Genomic DNA, 16,204 nt, shown 5'->3' with positions numbered 1-16,204 from the left:
TGCATATACACACAAAGGAAAATACGTGAAAATTTCTGAAGCCATTGCCCTTGTTACCGGGGCAAACGGAGGTATCGGTCAGGCGCTCGTGCATGAACTCCTCGAGCGCGGCGCGCGCAAGGTATATGCTGCTGCCCGCAATCCAGAGACACTAGCAGTGCTCCGCGAGAGCTACCCTGATCGCATCGTCGTAATCAAACTCGATGTCACTGACGTCGCATCCGTTAAGGCAGCTTCGAAGCTTGCGCACGATGTCAATCTTTTGATCAACAATGCCGGATTCTCTGGAGATTCAGGTGCACTCGCATCAGCTGACGTAAGCAATGCAAAGCAAGAAATGGACGTCAACTATTTCGGCCCGCTCAATGTATCGCGCGCTTTCGCACCTGTTCTGAACGACAACAATGGTGGCGCGTTGGTAAACGTGCTGTCGTTCCTTTCGTTGGTTGCACTGCCCCTTATGGGAACCTACTCGGCATCTAAAGCCGCGGCACTATCACTCACACATAGCTTGCGTGCGGAACTGAAAGCACAAGGTACGACAGTCACCGCTGCTATGCCAGTGCAGGTCGACACGGCAATGGGCGCTTGGACGAACCAAGAGAAAGTCACACCACAGGAAGCCGCCTCCGACATCGTAGATGCCATTGAGCAGGGAGTGGACGAAGTCTTCCCAGGCGAGCTGTCTCGAGGGGCAGCGGGCGCTTTCATCGCAGATCCCAGAGGGCTTCAGGCTCAGCTCGCTAATGTGCTGCCTACAGCTTGAGCTCGCGTGACCACAATCAAATGAAGGATACAATCATGGAAAAAGCATTCCCTCCCATCGCCAAGCAAGGCATTCTCGATCCGGCCGATCACGTAAGCGCAATCGACTACGTCAACCGGGTCAACTGGCTTTTTGAGACGTGGGACGTCGAGGGCATGATCAACTCGTTCACACCAGACGCTGTCGCCTTTCACTTTCACGGAACTATTCGTGGACACAAGGGTATCCGCCACTTCTTCGAGGTTGATTACCCCTATCTAATCCCGGGCGTCAGCCGCCACGCCACCAACCACATTGTTGACAAGGACGGAGACGGCGTTGTTGTGCGATATCACAATCTTCTGGTCCGCCACGCTTGGCCGGAAGACGCCGTAAAGATCGGCGCTGGAGAAGTAATGGAAAGCGGCGCAGACTTGCCGGCCATCTGGCTTTATTCGCCGATGCGAGACCGCCTGGTGAAGACCTCCGAGGGCTGGAAGATCTGGGAACGTTACATTGGTGGATCGACCACCAACTCACGTCTGTCGCCTCCAGACACCAAGGCTGAATCCTTCACCAAATTCATGCCTCAGCTGTAACCACAGCTGACGTCAACCTTGGGCGACCTTCCCTCCGCCCAAGCACAGGGCCAACGCGCAACCGCCGTGCGCGTTGGCCTACCCTCCCCTTTGAAACGGAATCAAAATGAAAATCGATCTCACAGGAAAGACCGCGATCATCAGCGGTTCGTCGGCAGGTATCGGCCTTGCCGCTGCCAAGGCGCTCGCGCTTTCGGGTGCCAACGTTGTCATCAACGGCCGAAAGGAAGACACGGTTTCGGCCGGTGTGTCCGCCATCAAAGCACTTGCCGGCGACGTGCGCGTTGAGGGTTTTGTTGGTGATCTCAGCAAACGCGAGACTGCGGACGAGCTTTTCGCAAAGCATCCCACGTGCGACGTCCTCATCAATAATCTGGGAATTTACGCGTGGAAGGACTTCTTCGAATCCTCAGAAGAAGAATGGGACGAGTTTGTCTCGGTGAACGTCACGTCGGGTATCCGCCTGTCGCGTCTCTACATGCCGAAGATGATTGAAAACGGATGGGGCCGCGTCATCTTCGTTTCCTCTGAATCCGGCATAAACGTGCCCGCTGACATGATTTTCTACGGGACCACGAAAACGGCGCAGTTGGCGCTGGCACGGGGATTGGCGAAGCGTGCGGCCGGTACAGGGGTCACTGTAAACTCGGTACTGCCTGGCCCAACACTTTCTGATGGTGTTGTCTCGATGATCGAAGGATCGATTTCCGGCACCGATCAAAAGGTCAAGGATGCCGCCGACGCTTTCGTTAAAGCGAATCGGCCTTCCTCAATCATCCAACGGACCGCGACTGTCGAGGAAGTGGCAAACATGATCGCCTACGTGGCTTCACCATTGTCGTCTGCTACAACGGGAGCCGCACTCCGCGTCGAAGGTGGTATCGTAGACACTATCTGCTGACAGCTGATCCCGGGAAGCACCACGCTTCCCGGGATCTCGTCTCACACTAGACAAGAGAGTAGGCTTCGCCGAACCGCTCGACCTGGCCGATGCCCGGGTAGCTCCAGTGGTAACCCAGGAGTTTTGTGGAAGAGCGTGCGAAACGGTCAAGAAGCATCCGCCTTGTGCGCACTGCGGTGCCGTGATCGGCATCGAAACCGAACCGCCAATCTGGGTGCTCAAACGACACGACCGGGTTAGTCAGGGCATCTCCGGTAATCAGAAGCCCATCTCCCCCCTCCAACGAAAGCGAGATGTGACCACCGGTGTGGCCCGGCGTCGAGACTATCTCGATCCCGTTGATCGTGGCCGTACCAGGAGCAACCATGGTGAGACGCTCGCCAATCGCGGCAAAGTTTGAACGCGCTCCAGCTGCAAACGGCCTTAGCCCCTCGGCCAAAAGCGCGTCGTCTTGCCAAAATGACCATTCGTCGACGTTTACGAGATGTTCGGCGTTCGCAAATAGCAGTGAGCCATCATCTCTCAGGATTCCTCCCATGTGATCGGGATGCGCATGTGTAAGGATCACTTTAGTGACGCTTGCTGGATCGATGTCCGCCCGCTTCAGATTTTCCTCAAGTGCCCCGGCGGTATCCTGAAATTGCGAACCGGACCCTGTATCGACAATAACTATCTCCTTGCCGGTCCTGATGACGGGGATGTTCGTGTACATCGGTGCCGTCGTTCTACCACCACCAAGGCGGGCGAGGATTGCCCTCTTATCCTGGGCGCTAGCTTCTGGCATGATGATATCAGAGGGCAGCGCAATAAATCCATCGCTGACGACGGTAATATCAAACTCGCCGTGCGTGAACCGGTATGGCACGTTCGAACTATCTTTGCTTTCCATGAAGGCCTCCTGATTGAGAGGCCTTGTATTTTACGCATGGCGCTATAGCTGTGCAGTGGCGTTCCAGACAATAATCGGGGCAATCTTGCCAAATATCCACCACGTTGGAATTCTTAGTCTCCCCGGGCGGTCGGATGCTGCCGTGCACGGGCTCAGGGAACTGTGGGCGATTGCCAATAGCCAAGCAGTAGCTGCTTCTGCGGCCCGCATCGTGGCAATCGACGTGGAGGCGACGTCAGAGGGTAGCTCGTATTTGTTGCACGGTAATAGCAAACTTGCGGCCGTTGTAGCTCCGCCAATGTTCCCAGGTGCGGATCTCTCGATCTCGCCAACTGCGAAGACGTGGCTCGCCGAAGCGGCGCGCGCCGGCACGATTATGTGTTCGGCGTGCGGAGGCGCGTTCATGCTTGGCCAGGCTGGGGTACTTGATGGCAGATCCGCGACGACGCATTGGTCACTAAGGGAACAATTCAAGGACAGATTTCCGCTTGTCGACCTGAGAGCCGATGACTTGCTTGTTGATGAAGTCGACGTCATTACCGCTGGGGGTGTGATGGCCTGGACCCAATTGGGTTTGCGGCTAGTCGACCGCTTTCTAGGAACCGAGGTTATGTTATCGACGGCAAAATTTATGCTGATCGATCCCGCGGACAGGCCACAAAGCTATTATGCCCCCTTCTCCCCCCAACTCGATCATGGGGACTTGGCGATTGTTGAAGTTCAGCGATGGCTTCATTCGTCGCTTGGAAAGCGTGCGACACTTGAAGAGATGGCGGCCCGGGCGAGGACCAGTCCTAGAACGTTTTTGCGTCGATTTAGCAGAGCCACAGGATTTAACCCCACGGACTACTGCCAACGCCTGAAGGTCAGCCATTCCCGGAAGCTGCTCGAGGCACGCGATATCTCAATCGATGAAATTGCTCAGCGTTGCGGATATGAGGACCAGAATTCTTACAGGAAGGTTTTTAAACGGTTGATAGGCATCACTCCCGGCGAGTACCGCGCCCGAATCTCCGTTAGACAGGCAACAGGACGCCATGGAACAGAGGCAATATTCTAGCATGGAAAGTATCGGAAGAACCCCAGTGCTGGTCGAGTTCGACAATTCGACGGTCGAAGGAACTGGCGTCGATATCGACGACGCGCTCAGGGACGCCCTGCGTCGTCTTTCAATGCAGCGCGGTAAAGGCGAATGGTTTGTCCTTAGCGCGAAACGCCGAGACAACGGCGAAACGGATCATTCGATCGCCATGTCCTATCAGACAAAAGCGTCAAAAGCGCCTGCGGACTTTGCTGCGCTCGATCTGGGAAGGCACTACCGAGGTGCTATCGAAACCGTAAAAGTGATAGCCAATCTGCAATACGGTTTTGCAGGTCGCACGCGGCACGCTGTGGAAGAAGTTGCGATCTATGCGATCGGGGCAGCCAGATACCTTACACAGGTCTCGGGCGAACCTATCGACGTACGTGGAGATATCGGCAAAGCGTTGACGGGCACACGTTGGAAGAAGCTCGTAGACGTCGACTCGTTAATCTTGAAGCGATCAGGCTGATCCCGTCGTTCGGATCCTGCTATCCCGCGGAGGATATCCAAATTTTGTTCGGTATGCCCTGCTGAAAGCGGCCTCCGACTCATAACCGACGGCATAAGCGATCTCCTTCACAGATAGAGGCGTATTATGAAGAAGATCGAAACCTAGCTGTAGTCGCCAATTTTGCAGATAACGCAGAGGGGGATGACCGACCAACTGCGTGAACCTGTCGGCAAAGCTCGATCGAGACATTCCGGCTAGCGATGCGAGCGCACTTACAGTCCACGTTATTGTTGGATCTCGATGCAGAGCAGCTACCGCACGGCTGATGCGCTCATCCGCAAGGGAGCCAACCCAACCATCATTCTGTACAGTGCGCGACCACGTTCGAATACACCTTATGACCAATATATCGATTACTCTCGAGATCATTAGCGAAAAACCGGGCTCTGGGTTTGCGGTTTCCAGTACGAGAAACTGAGCAACATCTTTTATGAGCACTGAGGATTTATCCATCGCGGGCGTGATGTGAATGAAATCCGGGAGAAGCTTGAGAAGAGGGGCCGCTGCTTCTGCGTTGTCGAACGTGAATGTGGCACTGATCATTCTGGTCTGCAGTTCGGCGTCCGACGATGCTCGGATATCGAGCAGGACCCCACCGCGTGGAACGAGCAGTACCTCACCCGCCTTGATTGAAAGCGGGGGACGTCTAGGCTGCACCAACTCGACACCACCCTCTTGTACCACGTGGATCGAAGATACATCCCTTAGCCGCTGCAGTTCGCCTGTCTTCGGGACTCCGCCGGAAAACACCGATCCGCCCTTTAGCTGAACGAACCGCAGCACATCGGAGAGAAGATCTAGTTTCTCGTCTGGTTCGGACGATCGATCAAGTCTTCCGTTTTCCTCGCTATGTATGCTCATTCGATATCACCTTACCGTTTACCCTGTACCGCAGGCCTCCTGGCTTACCGACGCTACTCGCGAGGGAAGCAAAACGAAACTCGCTCCATTGCACGGACGCCTGCTCCCTCAGAAAAGGAAGATGACATGCTTAGGAAACTATACTCAGGATTGGCCGGCCTTCTCGTCGCCACAAGCCTTGCCCCATCAGCGATTGCCGCTGAAAAAGTCAAGAACATCGTATTGGTTCATGGCGCTTTTGTCGACGAGACAAGCTGGCAACCAGTCGCACAAATTCTCGAAAAGGACGGGTTTCACGTCACGCTCGTGAAAAACCCGCTGACGTCGCTCGATGCCGACGTGGCCGCGACCACGAAGGCGATCGCAGCCCAAAAAGGACCGGTGATCCTGGTCGGCCATTCCTGGGGTGGCGTCGTGATCACAGAGGCTGGAAGCGACTCCAAGGTCAAAGCGCTGGTGTATGTATCCGCCTTCGCTCCAGAAAAAGGCGAATCCGTAGCGGCCTTGGGCAACGCGGGGACAAAAACCCCAGGCATCGCCGCAATCCGCCCGGATTCCAAAGGCTATCTCTCGATTGATCCGGCTGCGTTCCCCCAGGTCATCGCAGCTGACGTTCCGCCTTCAATCGCGCAGACCCTGGCGTCGAACCAGCTTCCTTTGAACCATACCGCCTTTGAAGCGAAGGTGACGAACGCAGCCTGGCACACAAAGCCGAGCTACTTTGTCATCAGCGAGAAAGACAAACTGCTCGATCCTAAGGATCAGCACTTCTTTGCATCGCGCATCAAAGCGAAGACGACTTCAGTTGAAGGCAGCCACGCTTCGCTCGTAGTGCACGCAAAGGACGTCGCGCAAGTCATCGAAAAGGCCGCAGAAGAAAACTGATGCGTCGGGGCGGCCCAAAGCCGCCCCTTTTCTTGCGGGCAAATGGGCTCTATTCGCCCGACCGATGGCGCGGAACGGTCGCGAAGCAAACCAGCCCATTGACAAAGCGTATGTGCAATAGCACATATCAGTCATCGCCATGTGAACTACGAAGTCGGGGCCGTATCGCTCGGCGCTGTATCCGTTGTTCACTACATCAGGAGCGGCGGACCGATCAAACGTCCAATGCCCACAAAGACAACGACGATGACCCTCTCATTCAAGAAAAGCCTGTCAGACCACGCGATCTCCGGTAGCGCTCTAGATTTCTTTTCTCGCACACTCCTCAGGCGCGATGTCTGGATGTTCGCCTACGATGCCTGGATGATCCGACCCGAGTTCTCGCCACGTGAGCAGGTGCCGGCGCTCGTCCGAGGTTGGCGGAGATCTGTCGCTGGTTCCATCCAGGCAAATAGCGAACTGCCGCTCTCACTACTCCCTAACGGCTCGGTTCACGGCATGCTGCTGAAGTACTCGGAACAGACGCTACTGGCCGATGTTTCCACCACGTGGGCGCATTGGGTCGAGGCCAAGCAGCTTCGGCCGATTTGGGTTACGGCGAAGTGTTCGTTCGGTGACGTCAAAGCTGCGGCATTTGTGGCGAAGAGCAACATCGTGGATCGGCCGCCACTTGATTTCCTTCTACGCGAGCGGCCGGAACTGTCCGTTATCAAAGAGGCTGCCTGGAAAGCCCGGGAGTTGAACGACGTCCTCGCCACTGCCAATCGTACCGACCGTTACCTTCGATCGCTAGGCCGGGACCTCGCAGCTGTTGCGTTCGCGACTGGCACGTACCCACGCGCACGAGCCACCGCATGACCCGGACCTTCTCCCATAAACTCTGTCACTGTACAAACCTTCGCCGCGCCGCGCGTGCGGCTACACGGATTTACGACGAGTATGTGCGAACCTCCGGTCTGTCGATTGCACAGGTTGCACTGATCTCGGTGGCTCTTGATAATCCGGAGAGTCCTTCCGGTGAGCTCGGACGCCTACTCGGCTTGGACAAGTCTACACTCGGGCGCAACCTCCGACCGCTGCTGGAAGGCCAGATGATCTCGATTGCACGCGGTACATCGGATCGTCGCACCAGAACCATTCGGGTTACCGACACCGGGATAAAAGCGTTCGAGAAAGCGAGCGCGCTCTGGGAGCGTGCGGAGGATGAATTTGTAAGACTGGTCGGCGCAGAGCGCTCGGCCGTGGCGAATGGTGTTTCCATCCACGTCGCATCGAATCTGTCCAATCACACTTTAGCCGGAGGTGGCGATGTCCCAGATATTTAACGACCACCGGGGTCGACCGATTGTCGCCGTCACCGGGACGGGTGTCTTGACGTCGCTTGGACAAGGCGTTGATGACAACTGGCGCTCGCTATCCAGCGGTGAGTCCGGCATCAAACGAATAAGCCGTTTCGATACCTCCGGGCTGAGAACGACCATTGCCGGAACCGTCGATTTTATCGACGTTCCGGTTTCGAATGCAGTGGAACGATCGTTCGCTTTCGCGCGAGAGACCACCTTGGAGGCGTTATCGCAAGCCGGTCTGGATGGTCCGTTCAACGGACCCCTCTTCTTGGCTGCACCACCGATCGAGCCCGATTGGCAAGCGCGCTTCGAGCTAGCCGACCGGTTGAAAACTGGAAACCACAGCGGCAACGCATATGAACGATTTCTGTCCGCGATGAGGGACGAACCAGACCCGGCCTTCCATGAGGCGTCGCTGTTTGGTTCGATCTCCGAGCGGCTGTCAGACCTTTTCGGTACGCGTGGGTTGCCGGTTACCTTGTCCACTGCGTGCGCAAGCGGCGTCACTGCTATTCAATTGGGTGTCGAAGCCATTCGGCAAGGAAGGACGGATCGCGCGCTAGCCGTAGCAACAGACGGATCCGTGAGTGCAGAAGCACTGATCCGCTTCTCCCTTCTCTCAGCCCTATCCACGAACAACGATACCCCATCCGCAGCATCCAGACCATTTAGCCGTGACCGCGACGGCTTTGTCATGGCGGAAGGCGCAGCGACGCTAGTGCTGGAAACGCTCGAATCGGCTGTTGCGCGAGGCGCGACAATCCTCGGCTTGATCAGCGGCTGCGCGGACCGCGCGGATGCTTTCCACCGAACCCGCTCGTCTCCTGACGGCGGGCCGGCAATCGAGACTATGCGGGCGGCTCTCGTTGATGCCGGTCTCGATCAGTCCGATATCGATTACGTCAATGCACACGGAACCTCGACGCCCGAAAACGACAAGATGGAGTTCACCGCGATGTCCGGCGTTTTTGGACATCGAGTTAGCTCGATCCCGACGTCGTCAAACAAATCCATGATAGGCCATACCATCTCGGCCGCTGGCGCGATTGAGGCTGTGTTCTCACTTCAGACGATCCTCCGGGGGACCATACCGCCCACCATGAACTACAAGTATCCTGATGGGGCTATACCGCTTGACGTAGTCCCAAATCGTAAGCGCGACGCCAGTGTGCATCACGTCCTTTCGAACTCCTTTGGTTTTGGCGGCCAGAACGCAAGTGTCGTAGTGTCCGCTCCAATATGACGTCGGTTGCTTTGACAAGAGGGACCGGCAGAAGATAGGTATGCGGTAGCTGAGATGTTGAGCGATGATATGGCTACAAAAAAAGCAAGAACTACGAGAACCACCGATCTGTGCTATTCTCTGGCAACCCGCCAGTTTTCGCGACTCTTGGGCCGTATTTATCAAAAACATCTCGATCCCGTCTCTATCTCCGCTGGTGACTTTGCGATCATGGAATTCCTGTCTCAGAACTCTGAGATGACCATGAATGATTTGGCCGGAGAGCTTGTCATGGAGCGAACGACGCTCGTAAGAACTCTCAAGCCGTTGCAAGCGAAAGGCTTGGTCGTAACGAAACCTGACCCAACAGAGCCGCGACGGCTTTTCATAAGTCTCACTTCGCTTGGCGAGGCCAAACGTCAGGAAGCTCTCCCGCATTGGGCAATGGCACAGGGCGAAGTGGAACAGCTCATCGGGAAATCCGTTGCAGAGCAACTGCGGAATGGCATAGACACCGCGCTCAAAGCGAACCGGCATTCGTAATTACCCGGTACCAGATTGGTCACTGTTGTTATTCGAGTGTTTGAATGCTACGTTTAGCTATGGCTATCAAAGAACTTGTTGACGCATCACATAAACGCGGGCCAGATCCGCAAGCACGGCATGATCAAATAGTTCATGCTGCCAATGACTATTTCAGTCACTTTGGCTACGGCAAAACCACCATGAACGACCTCGCTAAGGCGATCGGATTTTCAAAGGCTTATATCTACAAATTCTTTGATTCAAAGCAGTCGATCGGCGAAGCAATTTGCACCGAGTGCCTTCTCAAAATATCGATTTCAGCCGAGGAGGCAGCAAATGCCTCAGCATCCGCAATGGAGAAATTACGCAACTATTTCAGAGTTTTAATAGAGAAGAACGTCGAGCTTTTCTTTGTCGACAGGCAGTTGTACGAGATTGCCACGTATTCCACGACTGAGCGCTGGGAGTCTTCACTGGCGCACACCTCACGGGTGGAATCATTCCTACGCGGTATAATCGACGAAGGCCGGGCCGCCGGCGAGTTCGAGCGTAAGACGCCTTCGGACGAGGTCACGCGCTCTATAATGTTGGCAATGCAGTCCTTCCTAAACCCGTCAATGCTCCAGCACAATTTGGATTCAGTTCCTGACGGTTCGAATGAGGTCGTCGGACTCATTCTCAGGAGTCTATCTCCGTAGAGTGACCGATTGACAATTTGGTCACTAGTCATATGATGCCGCCTTCTAACTGAGGGCATCCTAATGACGTCAATACATAGACTTGCAGCAATGCTGCTATTTTCGGCCGCCGCCGTTTCACTACAGTCCTGCGACAAAGCCCAGACTGCGCAACAAGATCCACGTACCGAGCCTCCGCTGGTCAAAACTGCGGTTGTTTCAGATCCACAGCGCGCCGAGCGCAGTTTCACAGGCATCGTATCAGCCAGAATTCAGAGCAGTTTGGGCTTCCGCATCGCCGGGAAAATAACCGAGCGATTGGTGGACACAGGTGAGGTGGTGCGTAAGGGTCAGCCGCTCATGCGGATAGACAACACCGACTACGATCTGGCTATCACGGCCCAAAAAGCAGCAGTCGAAGCGGCAAAGGCAGAGGTCCTGCAGACGACCGACGACGAGCACCGTTTCCATTCGCTTGTGGGATCAGGTGCCGTTTCGGCCACGATATACAGCCGGGCGAAGGCAGCGGCAGACGTAGCCGTCGCGAAGCTCGATGCAGCCGAAGCTCAGGTTCGTGTGACAGAAAACACCGCCAGCTATTCCATGCTGGTAGCCGACTCCGACGGAACGGTCGTAGAGACGCTTGTTGAACCCGGCCAAGTGGTCGCAGCTGGTCAAACTGTGGTCCGTCTCGCCCATGCTGGTCCGCGGGAGGCTTCGATCGATCTCCCCGAGACGCTCCTCCCAAAGATCGGTTCATCTGCGGTAGCAACGGTTTTCAATAGTGGACAGGGTGGAAAGGCAACGCTCAGACAATTGTCGAACGCCGCAGATCCGCTAACCCGTACCTTCGAAGCGCGGTATGTCCTTGAAGGCGACGCGGCTGCAGCTCCGCTTGGCGCTACTATCAACATCACTATCTCGGACGCGGCGACGAAACCGCTTTTCCGCGTACCGCTAAGCGCCCTTTTCGACTCGGGCTCCGGCCCAGGGGTCTGGCTCATCGACGATGGTAGTGCCGTTCGTTTTCACCAAGTTGACGTCGCGGCTATCGACGCGGAAAGCGCGTCAATCTCCACCGGTCTCGAGAAAGGCTCGAAGTTTGTAGCGCTGGGCGCGCATCTTCTACACGAGGGGCAGCAGGTCCGTACGGAGCAAGGTGAGTAACATGAGCTTCAATTTATCATCGCTTGCCGTACGCGAGCGTGCAATTACACTCTTCCTGATTATTGCTATCACGGCGGCCGGCGCGTTTTCGTTCTTGAAGCTCGGACGTGCCGAAGACCCTAGCTTCACCATTAAAGTGCTGACCGTCGTGACCGCATGGCCGGGTGCGACGGCGCAGGAGATGCAGGATCAGGTCGCTGAGCCTCTTGAGAAGCGTCTCCAAGAGCTGAAGTGGTACGATCGCGCCGAGACTTTCACACGACCGGGGCTCGCATTCACCACTCTTACGCTTAGGGACAATACGCCGCCGGGCGAGGTAGCGGAGCAGTTTTACCAGGCCCGGAAAAAAATGGGAGACGAAGCTTCGAAGCTCCCACAAGGAACGCTTGGGCCGTTCGTCAATGACGAATACTCCGACGTAACGTTTGCCCTGTACGCACTCAAAGCGAAAGGCGAGCCGCCCCGCGTGCTTGCACGCCAAGCTGAGGCGCTCCGGCAGCGTTTGCTACACGTCCCCGGTGTGAAAAAGATCAACATCATCGGCGAGCGACCTGAGCGGATTTTCATCGAATTCTCCCACGACCGTTTGGCAAACTTGGGAGTCATGCCTTCCGAGATATTTCAGGCCCTTGCAAATCAGAACCTCGTAACGCCTGCTGGATCAATTCAGACAAACGGGCCTGAAGTGCAGGTTCGTGTGGACGGCAGTTTTGACGACCTAGATGTCATTCGAAATACGCCGATTGTCTCACAAGGCCGGATGCTGCGGATATCAGATGTCGCCGATGTGAAGCGTGGCTATGAGGACCCCGCTACCTTCCTCATTCGTCATCAAGGCGAGCCAGCGCTCGAGCTTGGCGTAGTGATGCGAGATCGGTGGAACGGTCTGGTACTCGGCGAAGCCCTTGAGAAGGAAGTCGGAGCTATCTCAGCGACTTTACCGTTGGGGATGTCGCTGATCAAGGTGACCGACCAAGCGGTCAACATCGCCGAGTCGATCGACGAATTCATGCTCAAATTCTTCGTGGCCCTGGCCGTGGTGATTTTCGTCAGCTTGGTCAGTCTGGGCTGGAGAGTGGGTATCGTGGTGGCAGCTGCTGTCCCACTCACGCTGGCTGGCGTGTTCATAATCATGCAGGTCACTGGACGTGATTTCGATCGCATCACTCTCGGAGCTCTTATCCTCGCGCTTGGTCTTCTCGTCGACGATGCCATCATCGTCATCGAGACGATGGTAGTTAAAATGGAGGAAGGCTTCGACCGAATCGTCGCCTCCGGCGAGGCCTGGGTCCACACCGCTTCCCCCCGATTGGCCGGTGCATTGGTGACCGCTATCGGTCTCATGCCAGTGGGATTTGCGCAGTCGAGCGCAGGTGAATATGCCGGAAACATTTTCTGGATCGTCTTCTTCGCTCTACTGACATCTTGGCTCGTGGCTGGCGCTTTCACCCCTTATCTCGGAGTGAAGCTGTTGCCCGACATCAAGCCGATCCAAGGCGGTCATGCGGCAATTTACGGAACACCAAATTACAATCGTCTAAGGTCGCTCGTACAGCAGGCAGTGCGGTTCAAGTTGGCCGTGGTTATAGCGGTCGTGGCGGTATTCGCTGTTGCGGTCGTCGGCATGGGCTTTCTCAAGAATCAGTTCTTCCCAATTTCCGACCGCCCGGAAGTATTCGTCGAAGTCCAAATGCCCTACGGCACAGCCATCGAGCAAACGACGGCCGTCGTCGAACATGTCGAGGACTGGCTCAAGACACAGCCTGAAGCACAGGTTGTTACAAGCTACATAGGCCAGGGCGCTCCTCGTTTTTACCTCGCGATCGCGCCTGAATTGCCCGATCCATCTTTTGCCAAGATCGTCGTCCTTACGAAGGACCCGGAGACCCGCGAAATTCTCAAACAAAAGGTCCGTAGAGCAGCCGCTGACGGGCTCGCCCCCGGAGCAAAAATTCGCGCCAACCAAATCACCTTTGGACCATACACGCAGTTTCCCGTTGCATTTCGCGTCTCCGGACCCGAGCCAGCTAAACTGCGTGAGATCGCCTCGAAGGTGAAGCAGGAGATGGAAGCGAACCCTCACATGCGACAGGTCAATGTCGATTGGGGTCAGCAGGTTCCTACCGTGCATTTCGTCCTGAACCAGGACCGTCTCCGTGCGATCGGGCTCACCTCGCACGACGTGTCCCAACAACTCCAGTTCTATTTGACGGGCGTCACTGTCACGCAGGTCCGCGAGGATATCCGGACCGTTGACGTTGTCGCTCGCAGTCTCGGAGGTGAGCGTCTCGATCCATCAAAAATCGGGAACTTTGTTCTGGTCGGTAATGCGGGTCAACGTATTCCCCTTGAGCAGATCGGGCGGACTGAAATCAGGATGGAAGAGCCTATCATGCGTCGCCGCGACCGCGTGCCAACAGTGGCGGTCCAAGGCGACGTTGCAGAGGGTCAACAGCCGCCTGACGTGTCCAATGAACTCTTGAAGAGGCTCGAACCGATCAAGCAGAGCCTGCCCACAGGATATGAAATTGCGACAGGCGGCTCGATCGAGGAAGCCGGGAAAGCCAACGCCGCCCTAGCACCTGTGTTCCCGCTGATGCTCGCATTGATGTTGACTGTCATCATCATCCAGACGCGATCGTTTGCGCATATGTTCATGGTTATCCTGACAGCGCCGTTGGCGCTGGTGGGGATGGTACCTACCCTACTCTTCTTCGATCAGGCATTCGGGTTCAACGCCATCCTCGGCTTCTTCGGTCTCGCAGGCATCATCATGCGAAACACGTTGATCCTCATCGGACAGATACACACGAACGAGCACGAGGGCCTGACTCCGTTCGACGCGGTGGTGGAGGCCACGGTGCAGCGCGCGCGTCCCGTGATCCTCACCGCTCTGGCTGCCGTCCTTGCATTCATTCCGCTTACCTTTTCCGTGTTCTGGTCGTCACTCGCCTTCACATTGATCGGAGGCACTTTCGGCGGCACCATCCTCACGCTGCTGGGCTTGCCCGCATTGTATGCGCTCTGGTTCAGGATCAAACCTGACGTGACCATCGGCCGCGAGGAAAATGATGACGGAAAATCTGAGACCGTCACGCCGCGGGCGAAGGTCGCTCACGCGTAACTAGACCGGGGCGGCTCTTGCCGCCCCGCTTCAGGAGAGATGTTCAGATGGCGACGTACGAAGACGAAGGCGCAACCGGGAGCCAAAGTGCCAAGCCTCACCAGGCGCTGCAATCAGCCCAGATTTTGCCGTTCACAAAAGTTAGCCACAAGCCCGCCAATCCTGTTTCACCCCAGCCCAATCCGAGTGAGCAGAGGGGCCAGACCGAGGCCAATGGGACGGCGAGTTTAGGAATATTCGAGTTCACGATGCTGGACGTGTTCGTTCTAGGAATGTTGACGGGCGGCTTCCTAGCTTACGTGGTGGTGAGTTTCTTTGCGCGGTGAAACGTTTGCCGGCAGGACGACGCGTCGGAGCTGCATCCGGCTTTGACGACATCCGAAAACTCGCATCGGTAGCGTGTTTGGGCAGACACTCCCGGTCCTGAAGGACCGGGCTTCCCGGTATTCTGAGAAAGTTTTAATGAAACGTTCGCTCTTGGGGTGCCCAAGTTGACCGAAACCAACGGATGATCCCCCTTTCCGTGATCTCCCGCTGAGACGATGTAGCAAACACTCTGCGAAACGTGTCCTCTAACGATCCCAGCCCTTCTAGGTACTTGAAGCCTACCAGGTCCCCGTTGGCGAGGAACGTCGCGGGGTCATCTAGTATCTGGACATTGGTGGTCTCTTGGCGTCGGGACTTCTTTTCATTCCCCACGCGCTGAAGCATTTCCAGCGCCCCTCCATGGAGGGCCGAAAAATATTCGGCATGATCCCGTATTGTGACGAAATGTCTCTTTCGCTGCTGTTCAATCGTCGCGATCGCGGATGCCGCGAGCTCCGTACTTCCTCGGCCGATCGCACAAATGCCAAAAAGCGCATCGAATGCGCGCATCGGGTGGTCGGCAGCGCCGAGCATCTCGCCATACGCATCGAGCGCGCTCGGCCCGAAAGCTTCGGCTGAATGCCCTGCAGCCAGCGCTAGCCCACTTGATCGCTCCCGGACAAGCCAGAAGCTCGGCGTCCACGTCGTCCAACGAAACTCCTTGGACATCTCAGCAAGCCAGACACCAGCACCTGGCTCACTGGCTAGCAATGTGAGAACTCCCATGATCCGCACCGCTTGCCAGTAGGCCACGATCTCGCGCGTCTGGTAGCCGCCTTTGCTCAAGCTATCTATGATGTTAGGCCTAGCTCGGTCCAAGAGCATGGAGATCATTGTCACATGTTTGTACGCGATCTTTTCGATTAAAGGCGCGTAAGACATGAGCTTCGAAAACCGCGCCGGCGACAGGCCGCGGGTTGATTGGTATACGGGAGACACAATTGCGAACGCTTGGTCAAGCGTCTCTTGAGACGTGAGTTCCCGCCAGTAAAGCTCCGCGAACGCAAGATCGTCTCTTAGAAGTTCGTTCAAATCGACGTTTCGTGCCTCGGGAGCGCCTGGGCGCGTCCATCGCACCCTGCCCTCAAATGGAACCGCCAGCGCGCCACCGGCAGGCAACGCCACGACGGAACCCACGAGCTCAAGCGCGACCAATCGATTCCATAGGCCCATTCGCAGTTCCATACTATTTTCTAACGCTAACGCCGGCGCGATGGCGTCCACCATCTCCCACACGTTCACTCCCTGAAGAAGCGTAAGGCCATTCTCGTGCTGAGTGCGTTCCAACATGCTGCCCTCCTT

Annotated in this window: 17 protein-coding genes; 14 read left to right on the top strand and 3 right to left on the bottom strand. The window is 56.2% G+C overall.

Annotated elements, in window-relative coordinates; translation table 11 throughout:
• The first annotated feature begins 25 nt into the window (after nucleotides 1-25).
• The 3 genes from ACCD05_RS09520 (at nucleotide 26) to ACCD05_RS09510 (ending at nucleotide 2,245) form a co-directional block, all read left to right on the top strand.
• Nucleotides 26-766: an SDR family oxidoreductase gene (locus ACCD05_RS09520; protein ID WP_148198002.1), complete on the top strand. Its 741-nt coding sequence runs from the start codon at nucleotides 26-28 to the stop codon at nucleotides 764-766.
• 35 nt (nucleotides 767-801) lie between these two features.
• A complete protein-coding gene (locus ACCD05_RS09515) occupies nucleotides 802-1,344 on the top strand; it encodes a nuclear transport factor 2 family protein (protein ID WP_413392196.1) in 543 nt (180 codons plus the stop codon).
• 106 nt (nucleotides 1,345-1,450) lie between these two features.
• The gene (locus tag ACCD05_RS09510; protein ID WP_112943967.1) at nucleotides 1,451-2,245 is read left to right on the top strand and encodes an SDR family oxidoreductase; all 795 of its coding nucleotides are present in this window, start codon (nucleotides 1,451-1,453) and stop codon (nucleotides 2,243-2,245) included.
• 46 nt (nucleotides 2,246-2,291) lie between these two features.
• Here ACCD05_RS09510 and ACCD05_RS09505 read toward each other — a convergent pair whose 3' ends face one another.
• Entirely contained in the window at nucleotides 2,292-3,134 is an 843-nt protein-coding gene (locus tag ACCD05_RS09505; protein ID WP_413392194.1) for an MBL fold metallo-hydrolase, read from the bottom strand.
• Between the two features lie 142 nt (nucleotides 3,135-3,276).
• On the opposite strand from ACCD05_RS09505, the gene ACCD05_RS09500 reads away from it, so the two are divergent.
• Together ACCD05_RS09500 and ACCD05_RS09495 are read left to right on the top strand one after the other, a co-directional pair.
• Nucleotides 3,277-4,194: a helix-turn-helix domain-containing protein gene (locus tag ACCD05_RS09500; RefSeq protein WP_112943965.1), complete on the top strand. Its 918-nt coding sequence runs from the start codon at nucleotides 3,277-3,279 to the stop codon at nucleotides 4,192-4,194.
• A 1-nt stretch (nucleotide 4,195) separates the two neighbouring features.
• Nucleotides 4,196-4,687 carry a hypothetical protein gene (locus ACCD05_RS09495; protein ID WP_112943964.1) on the top strand — a complete coding sequence of 164 codons (492 nt, stop codon included), beginning with the start codon at nucleotides 4,196-4,198 and terminating at the stop codon, nucleotides 4,685-4,687.
• Here ACCD05_RS09495 and ACCD05_RS09490 read toward each other — a convergent pair.
• The gene (locus ACCD05_RS09490) at nucleotides 4,679-5,590 is read right to left on the bottom strand and encodes an AraC family transcriptional regulator (protein ID WP_112943963.1); all 912 of its coding nucleotides are present in this window, start codon (nucleotides 5,588-5,590) and stop codon (nucleotides 4,679-4,681) included. The genes ACCD05_RS09495 and ACCD05_RS09490 overlap by 9 nt on opposite strands.
• 126 nt (nucleotides 5,591-5,716) lie before the next feature.
• On the opposite strand from ACCD05_RS09490, the gene ACCD05_RS09485 reads away from it, so the two are divergent.
• The 9 genes from ACCD05_RS09485 (at nucleotide 5,717) to ACCD05_RS09445 (ending at nucleotide 14,862) form a co-directional block, all read left to right on the top strand.
• Complete coding sequence (locus tag ACCD05_RS09485) at nucleotides 5,717-6,475, top strand: alpha/beta hydrolase (protein ID WP_112436166.1); 759 nt, start codon at nucleotides 5,717-5,719, stop codon at nucleotides 6,473-6,475.
• A 246-nt stretch (nucleotides 6,476-6,721) separates the two neighbouring features.
• Entirely contained in the window at nucleotides 6,722-7,333 is a 612-nt protein-coding gene (locus tag ACCD05_RS09480; RefSeq protein ID WP_148197999.1) for a hypothetical protein, read from the top strand.
• Nucleotides 7,330-7,800, top strand: coding sequence for a MarR family winged helix-turn-helix transcriptional regulator (locus ACCD05_RS09475; RefSeq protein ID WP_112943961.1), 471 nt, complete (start codon nucleotides 7,330-7,332; stop codon nucleotides 7,798-7,800). The genes ACCD05_RS09480 and ACCD05_RS09475 overlap by 4 nt, the downstream gene beginning before the upstream one ends.
• Nucleotides 7,784-9,064: a beta-ketoacyl-ACP synthase gene (locus tag ACCD05_RS09470; RefSeq protein WP_112943960.1), complete on the top strand. Its 1,281-nt coding sequence runs from the start codon at nucleotides 7,784-7,786 to the stop codon at nucleotides 9,062-9,064. Before ACCD05_RS09475 ends, ACCD05_RS09470 begins: the two co-directional genes overlap by 17 nt.
• A 54-nt stretch (nucleotides 9,065-9,118) precedes the next feature.
• Nucleotides 9,119-9,586: a MarR family winged helix-turn-helix transcriptional regulator gene (locus ACCD05_RS09465; RefSeq protein ID WP_112943959.1), complete on the top strand. Its 468-nt coding sequence runs from the start codon at nucleotides 9,119-9,121 to the stop codon at nucleotides 9,584-9,586.
• Between the two features lie 59 nt (nucleotides 9,587-9,645).
• A complete protein-coding gene (locus tag ACCD05_RS09460; protein WP_112944001.1) occupies nucleotides 9,646-10,266 on the top strand; it encodes a TetR/AcrR family transcriptional regulator in 621 nt (206 codons plus the stop codon).
• A 90-nt stretch (nucleotides 10,267-10,356) separates the two neighbouring features.
• Nucleotides 10,357-11,412: an efflux RND transporter periplasmic adaptor subunit gene (locus tag ACCD05_RS09455; protein WP_413392189.1), complete on the top strand. Its 1,056-nt coding sequence runs from the start codon at nucleotides 10,357-10,359 to the stop codon at nucleotides 11,410-11,412.
• Between the two features lies 1 nt (nucleotide 11,413).
• The gene (locus ACCD05_RS09450; protein WP_413392187.1) at nucleotides 11,414-14,536 is read left to right on the top strand and encodes an efflux RND transporter permease subunit; all 3,123 of its coding nucleotides are present in this window, start codon (nucleotides 11,414-11,416) and stop codon (nucleotides 14,534-14,536) included.
• A gap of 47 nt (nucleotides 14,537-14,583) precedes the next feature.
• Nucleotides 14,584-14,862, top strand: coding sequence for a hypothetical protein (locus tag ACCD05_RS09445; protein ID WP_112943956.1), 279 nt, complete (start codon nucleotides 14,584-14,586; stop codon nucleotides 14,860-14,862).
• A gap of 133 nt (nucleotides 14,863-14,995) precedes the next feature.
• Here the strand turns inward: ACCD05_RS09445 and ACCD05_RS09440 are convergent, their stop codons facing one another.
• Nucleotides 14,996-16,192: a hypothetical protein gene (locus ACCD05_RS09440; RefSeq protein ID WP_148197994.1), complete on the bottom strand. Its 1,197-nt coding sequence runs from the start codon at nucleotides 16,190-16,192 to the stop codon at nucleotides 14,996-14,998.
• Nucleotides 16,193-16,204: the final 12 nt, after the last annotated feature.

The sequence above is a fragment of the Rhizobium sp. Rhizsp42 genome, from assembly GCF_047304155.1.
In the GTDB taxonomy this organism is placed as follows: domain Bacteria; phylum Pseudomonadota; class Alphaproteobacteria; order Rhizobiales; family Rhizobiaceae; genus Rhizobium.
This window is presented reverse-complemented; position numbering and strand designations above follow the sequence as displayed.

What these genes read in the sequence shown, in the direction of transcription:
- ACCD05_RS09515 (WP_413392196.1), top strand. Translation starts at nt 802, where the DNA reads ATGGAAAAAGCATTCCCTCCCATCGCCAAGCAAGGCATTCTCGATCCG.
- ACCD05_RS09510 (WP_112943967.1), top strand. Translation starts at nt 1,451, where the DNA reads ATGAAAATCGATCTCACAGGAAAGACCGCGATCATCAGCGGTTCGTCG.
- ACCD05_RS09505 (WP_413392194.1), bottom strand. Translation starts at nt 3,134, where the DNA reads ATGGAAAGCAAAGATAGTTCGAACGTGCCATACCGGTTCACGCACGGC.
- ACCD05_RS09495 (WP_112943964.1), top strand. Translation starts at nt 4,196, where the DNA reads ATGGAAAGTATCGGAAGAACCCCAGTGCTGGTCGAGTTCGACAATTCG.
- ACCD05_RS09490 (WP_112943963.1), bottom strand. Translation starts at nt 5,590, where the DNA reads ATGAGCATACATAGCGAGGAAAACGGAAGACTTGATCGATCGTCCGAA.
- ACCD05_RS09485 (WP_112436166.1), top strand. Translation starts at nt 5,717, where the DNA reads ATGCTTAGGAAACTATACTCAGGATTGGCCGGCCTTCTCGTCGCCACA.
- ACCD05_RS09480 (WP_148197999.1), top strand. Translation starts at nt 6,722, where the DNA reads ATGACCCTCTCATTCAAGAAAAGCCTGTCAGACCACGCGATCTCCGGT.
- ACCD05_RS09475 (WP_112943961.1), top strand. Translation starts at nt 7,330, where the DNA reads ATGACCCGGACCTTCTCCCATAAACTCTGTCACTGTACAAACCTTCGC.
- ACCD05_RS09470 (WP_112943960.1), top strand. Translation starts at nt 7,784, where the DNA reads ATGTCCCAGATATTTAACGACCACCGGGGTCGACCGATTGTCGCCGTC.
- ACCD05_RS09465 (WP_112943959.1), top strand. Translation starts at nt 9,119, where the DNA reads ATGTTGAGCGATGATATGGCTACAAAAAAAGCAAGAACTACGAGAACC.
- ACCD05_RS09460 (WP_112944001.1), top strand. Translation starts at nt 9,646, where the DNA reads ATGGCTATCAAAGAACTTGTTGACGCATCACATAAACGCGGGCCAGAT.
- ACCD05_RS09455 (WP_413392189.1), top strand. Translation starts at nt 10,357, where the DNA reads ATGCTGCTATTTTCGGCCGCCGCCGTTTCACTACAGTCCTGCGACAAA.
- ACCD05_RS09450 (WP_413392187.1), top strand. Translation starts at nt 11,414, where the DNA reads ATGAGCTTCAATTTATCATCGCTTGCCGTACGCGAGCGTGCAATTACA.
- ACCD05_RS09445 (WP_112943956.1), top strand. Translation starts at nt 14,584, where the DNA reads ATGGCGACGTACGAAGACGAAGGCGCAACCGGGAGCCAAAGTGCCAAG.
- ACCD05_RS09440 (WP_148197994.1), bottom strand. Translation starts at nt 16,192, where the DNA reads ATGTTGGAACGCACTCAGCACGAGAATGGCCTTACGCTTCTTCAGGGA.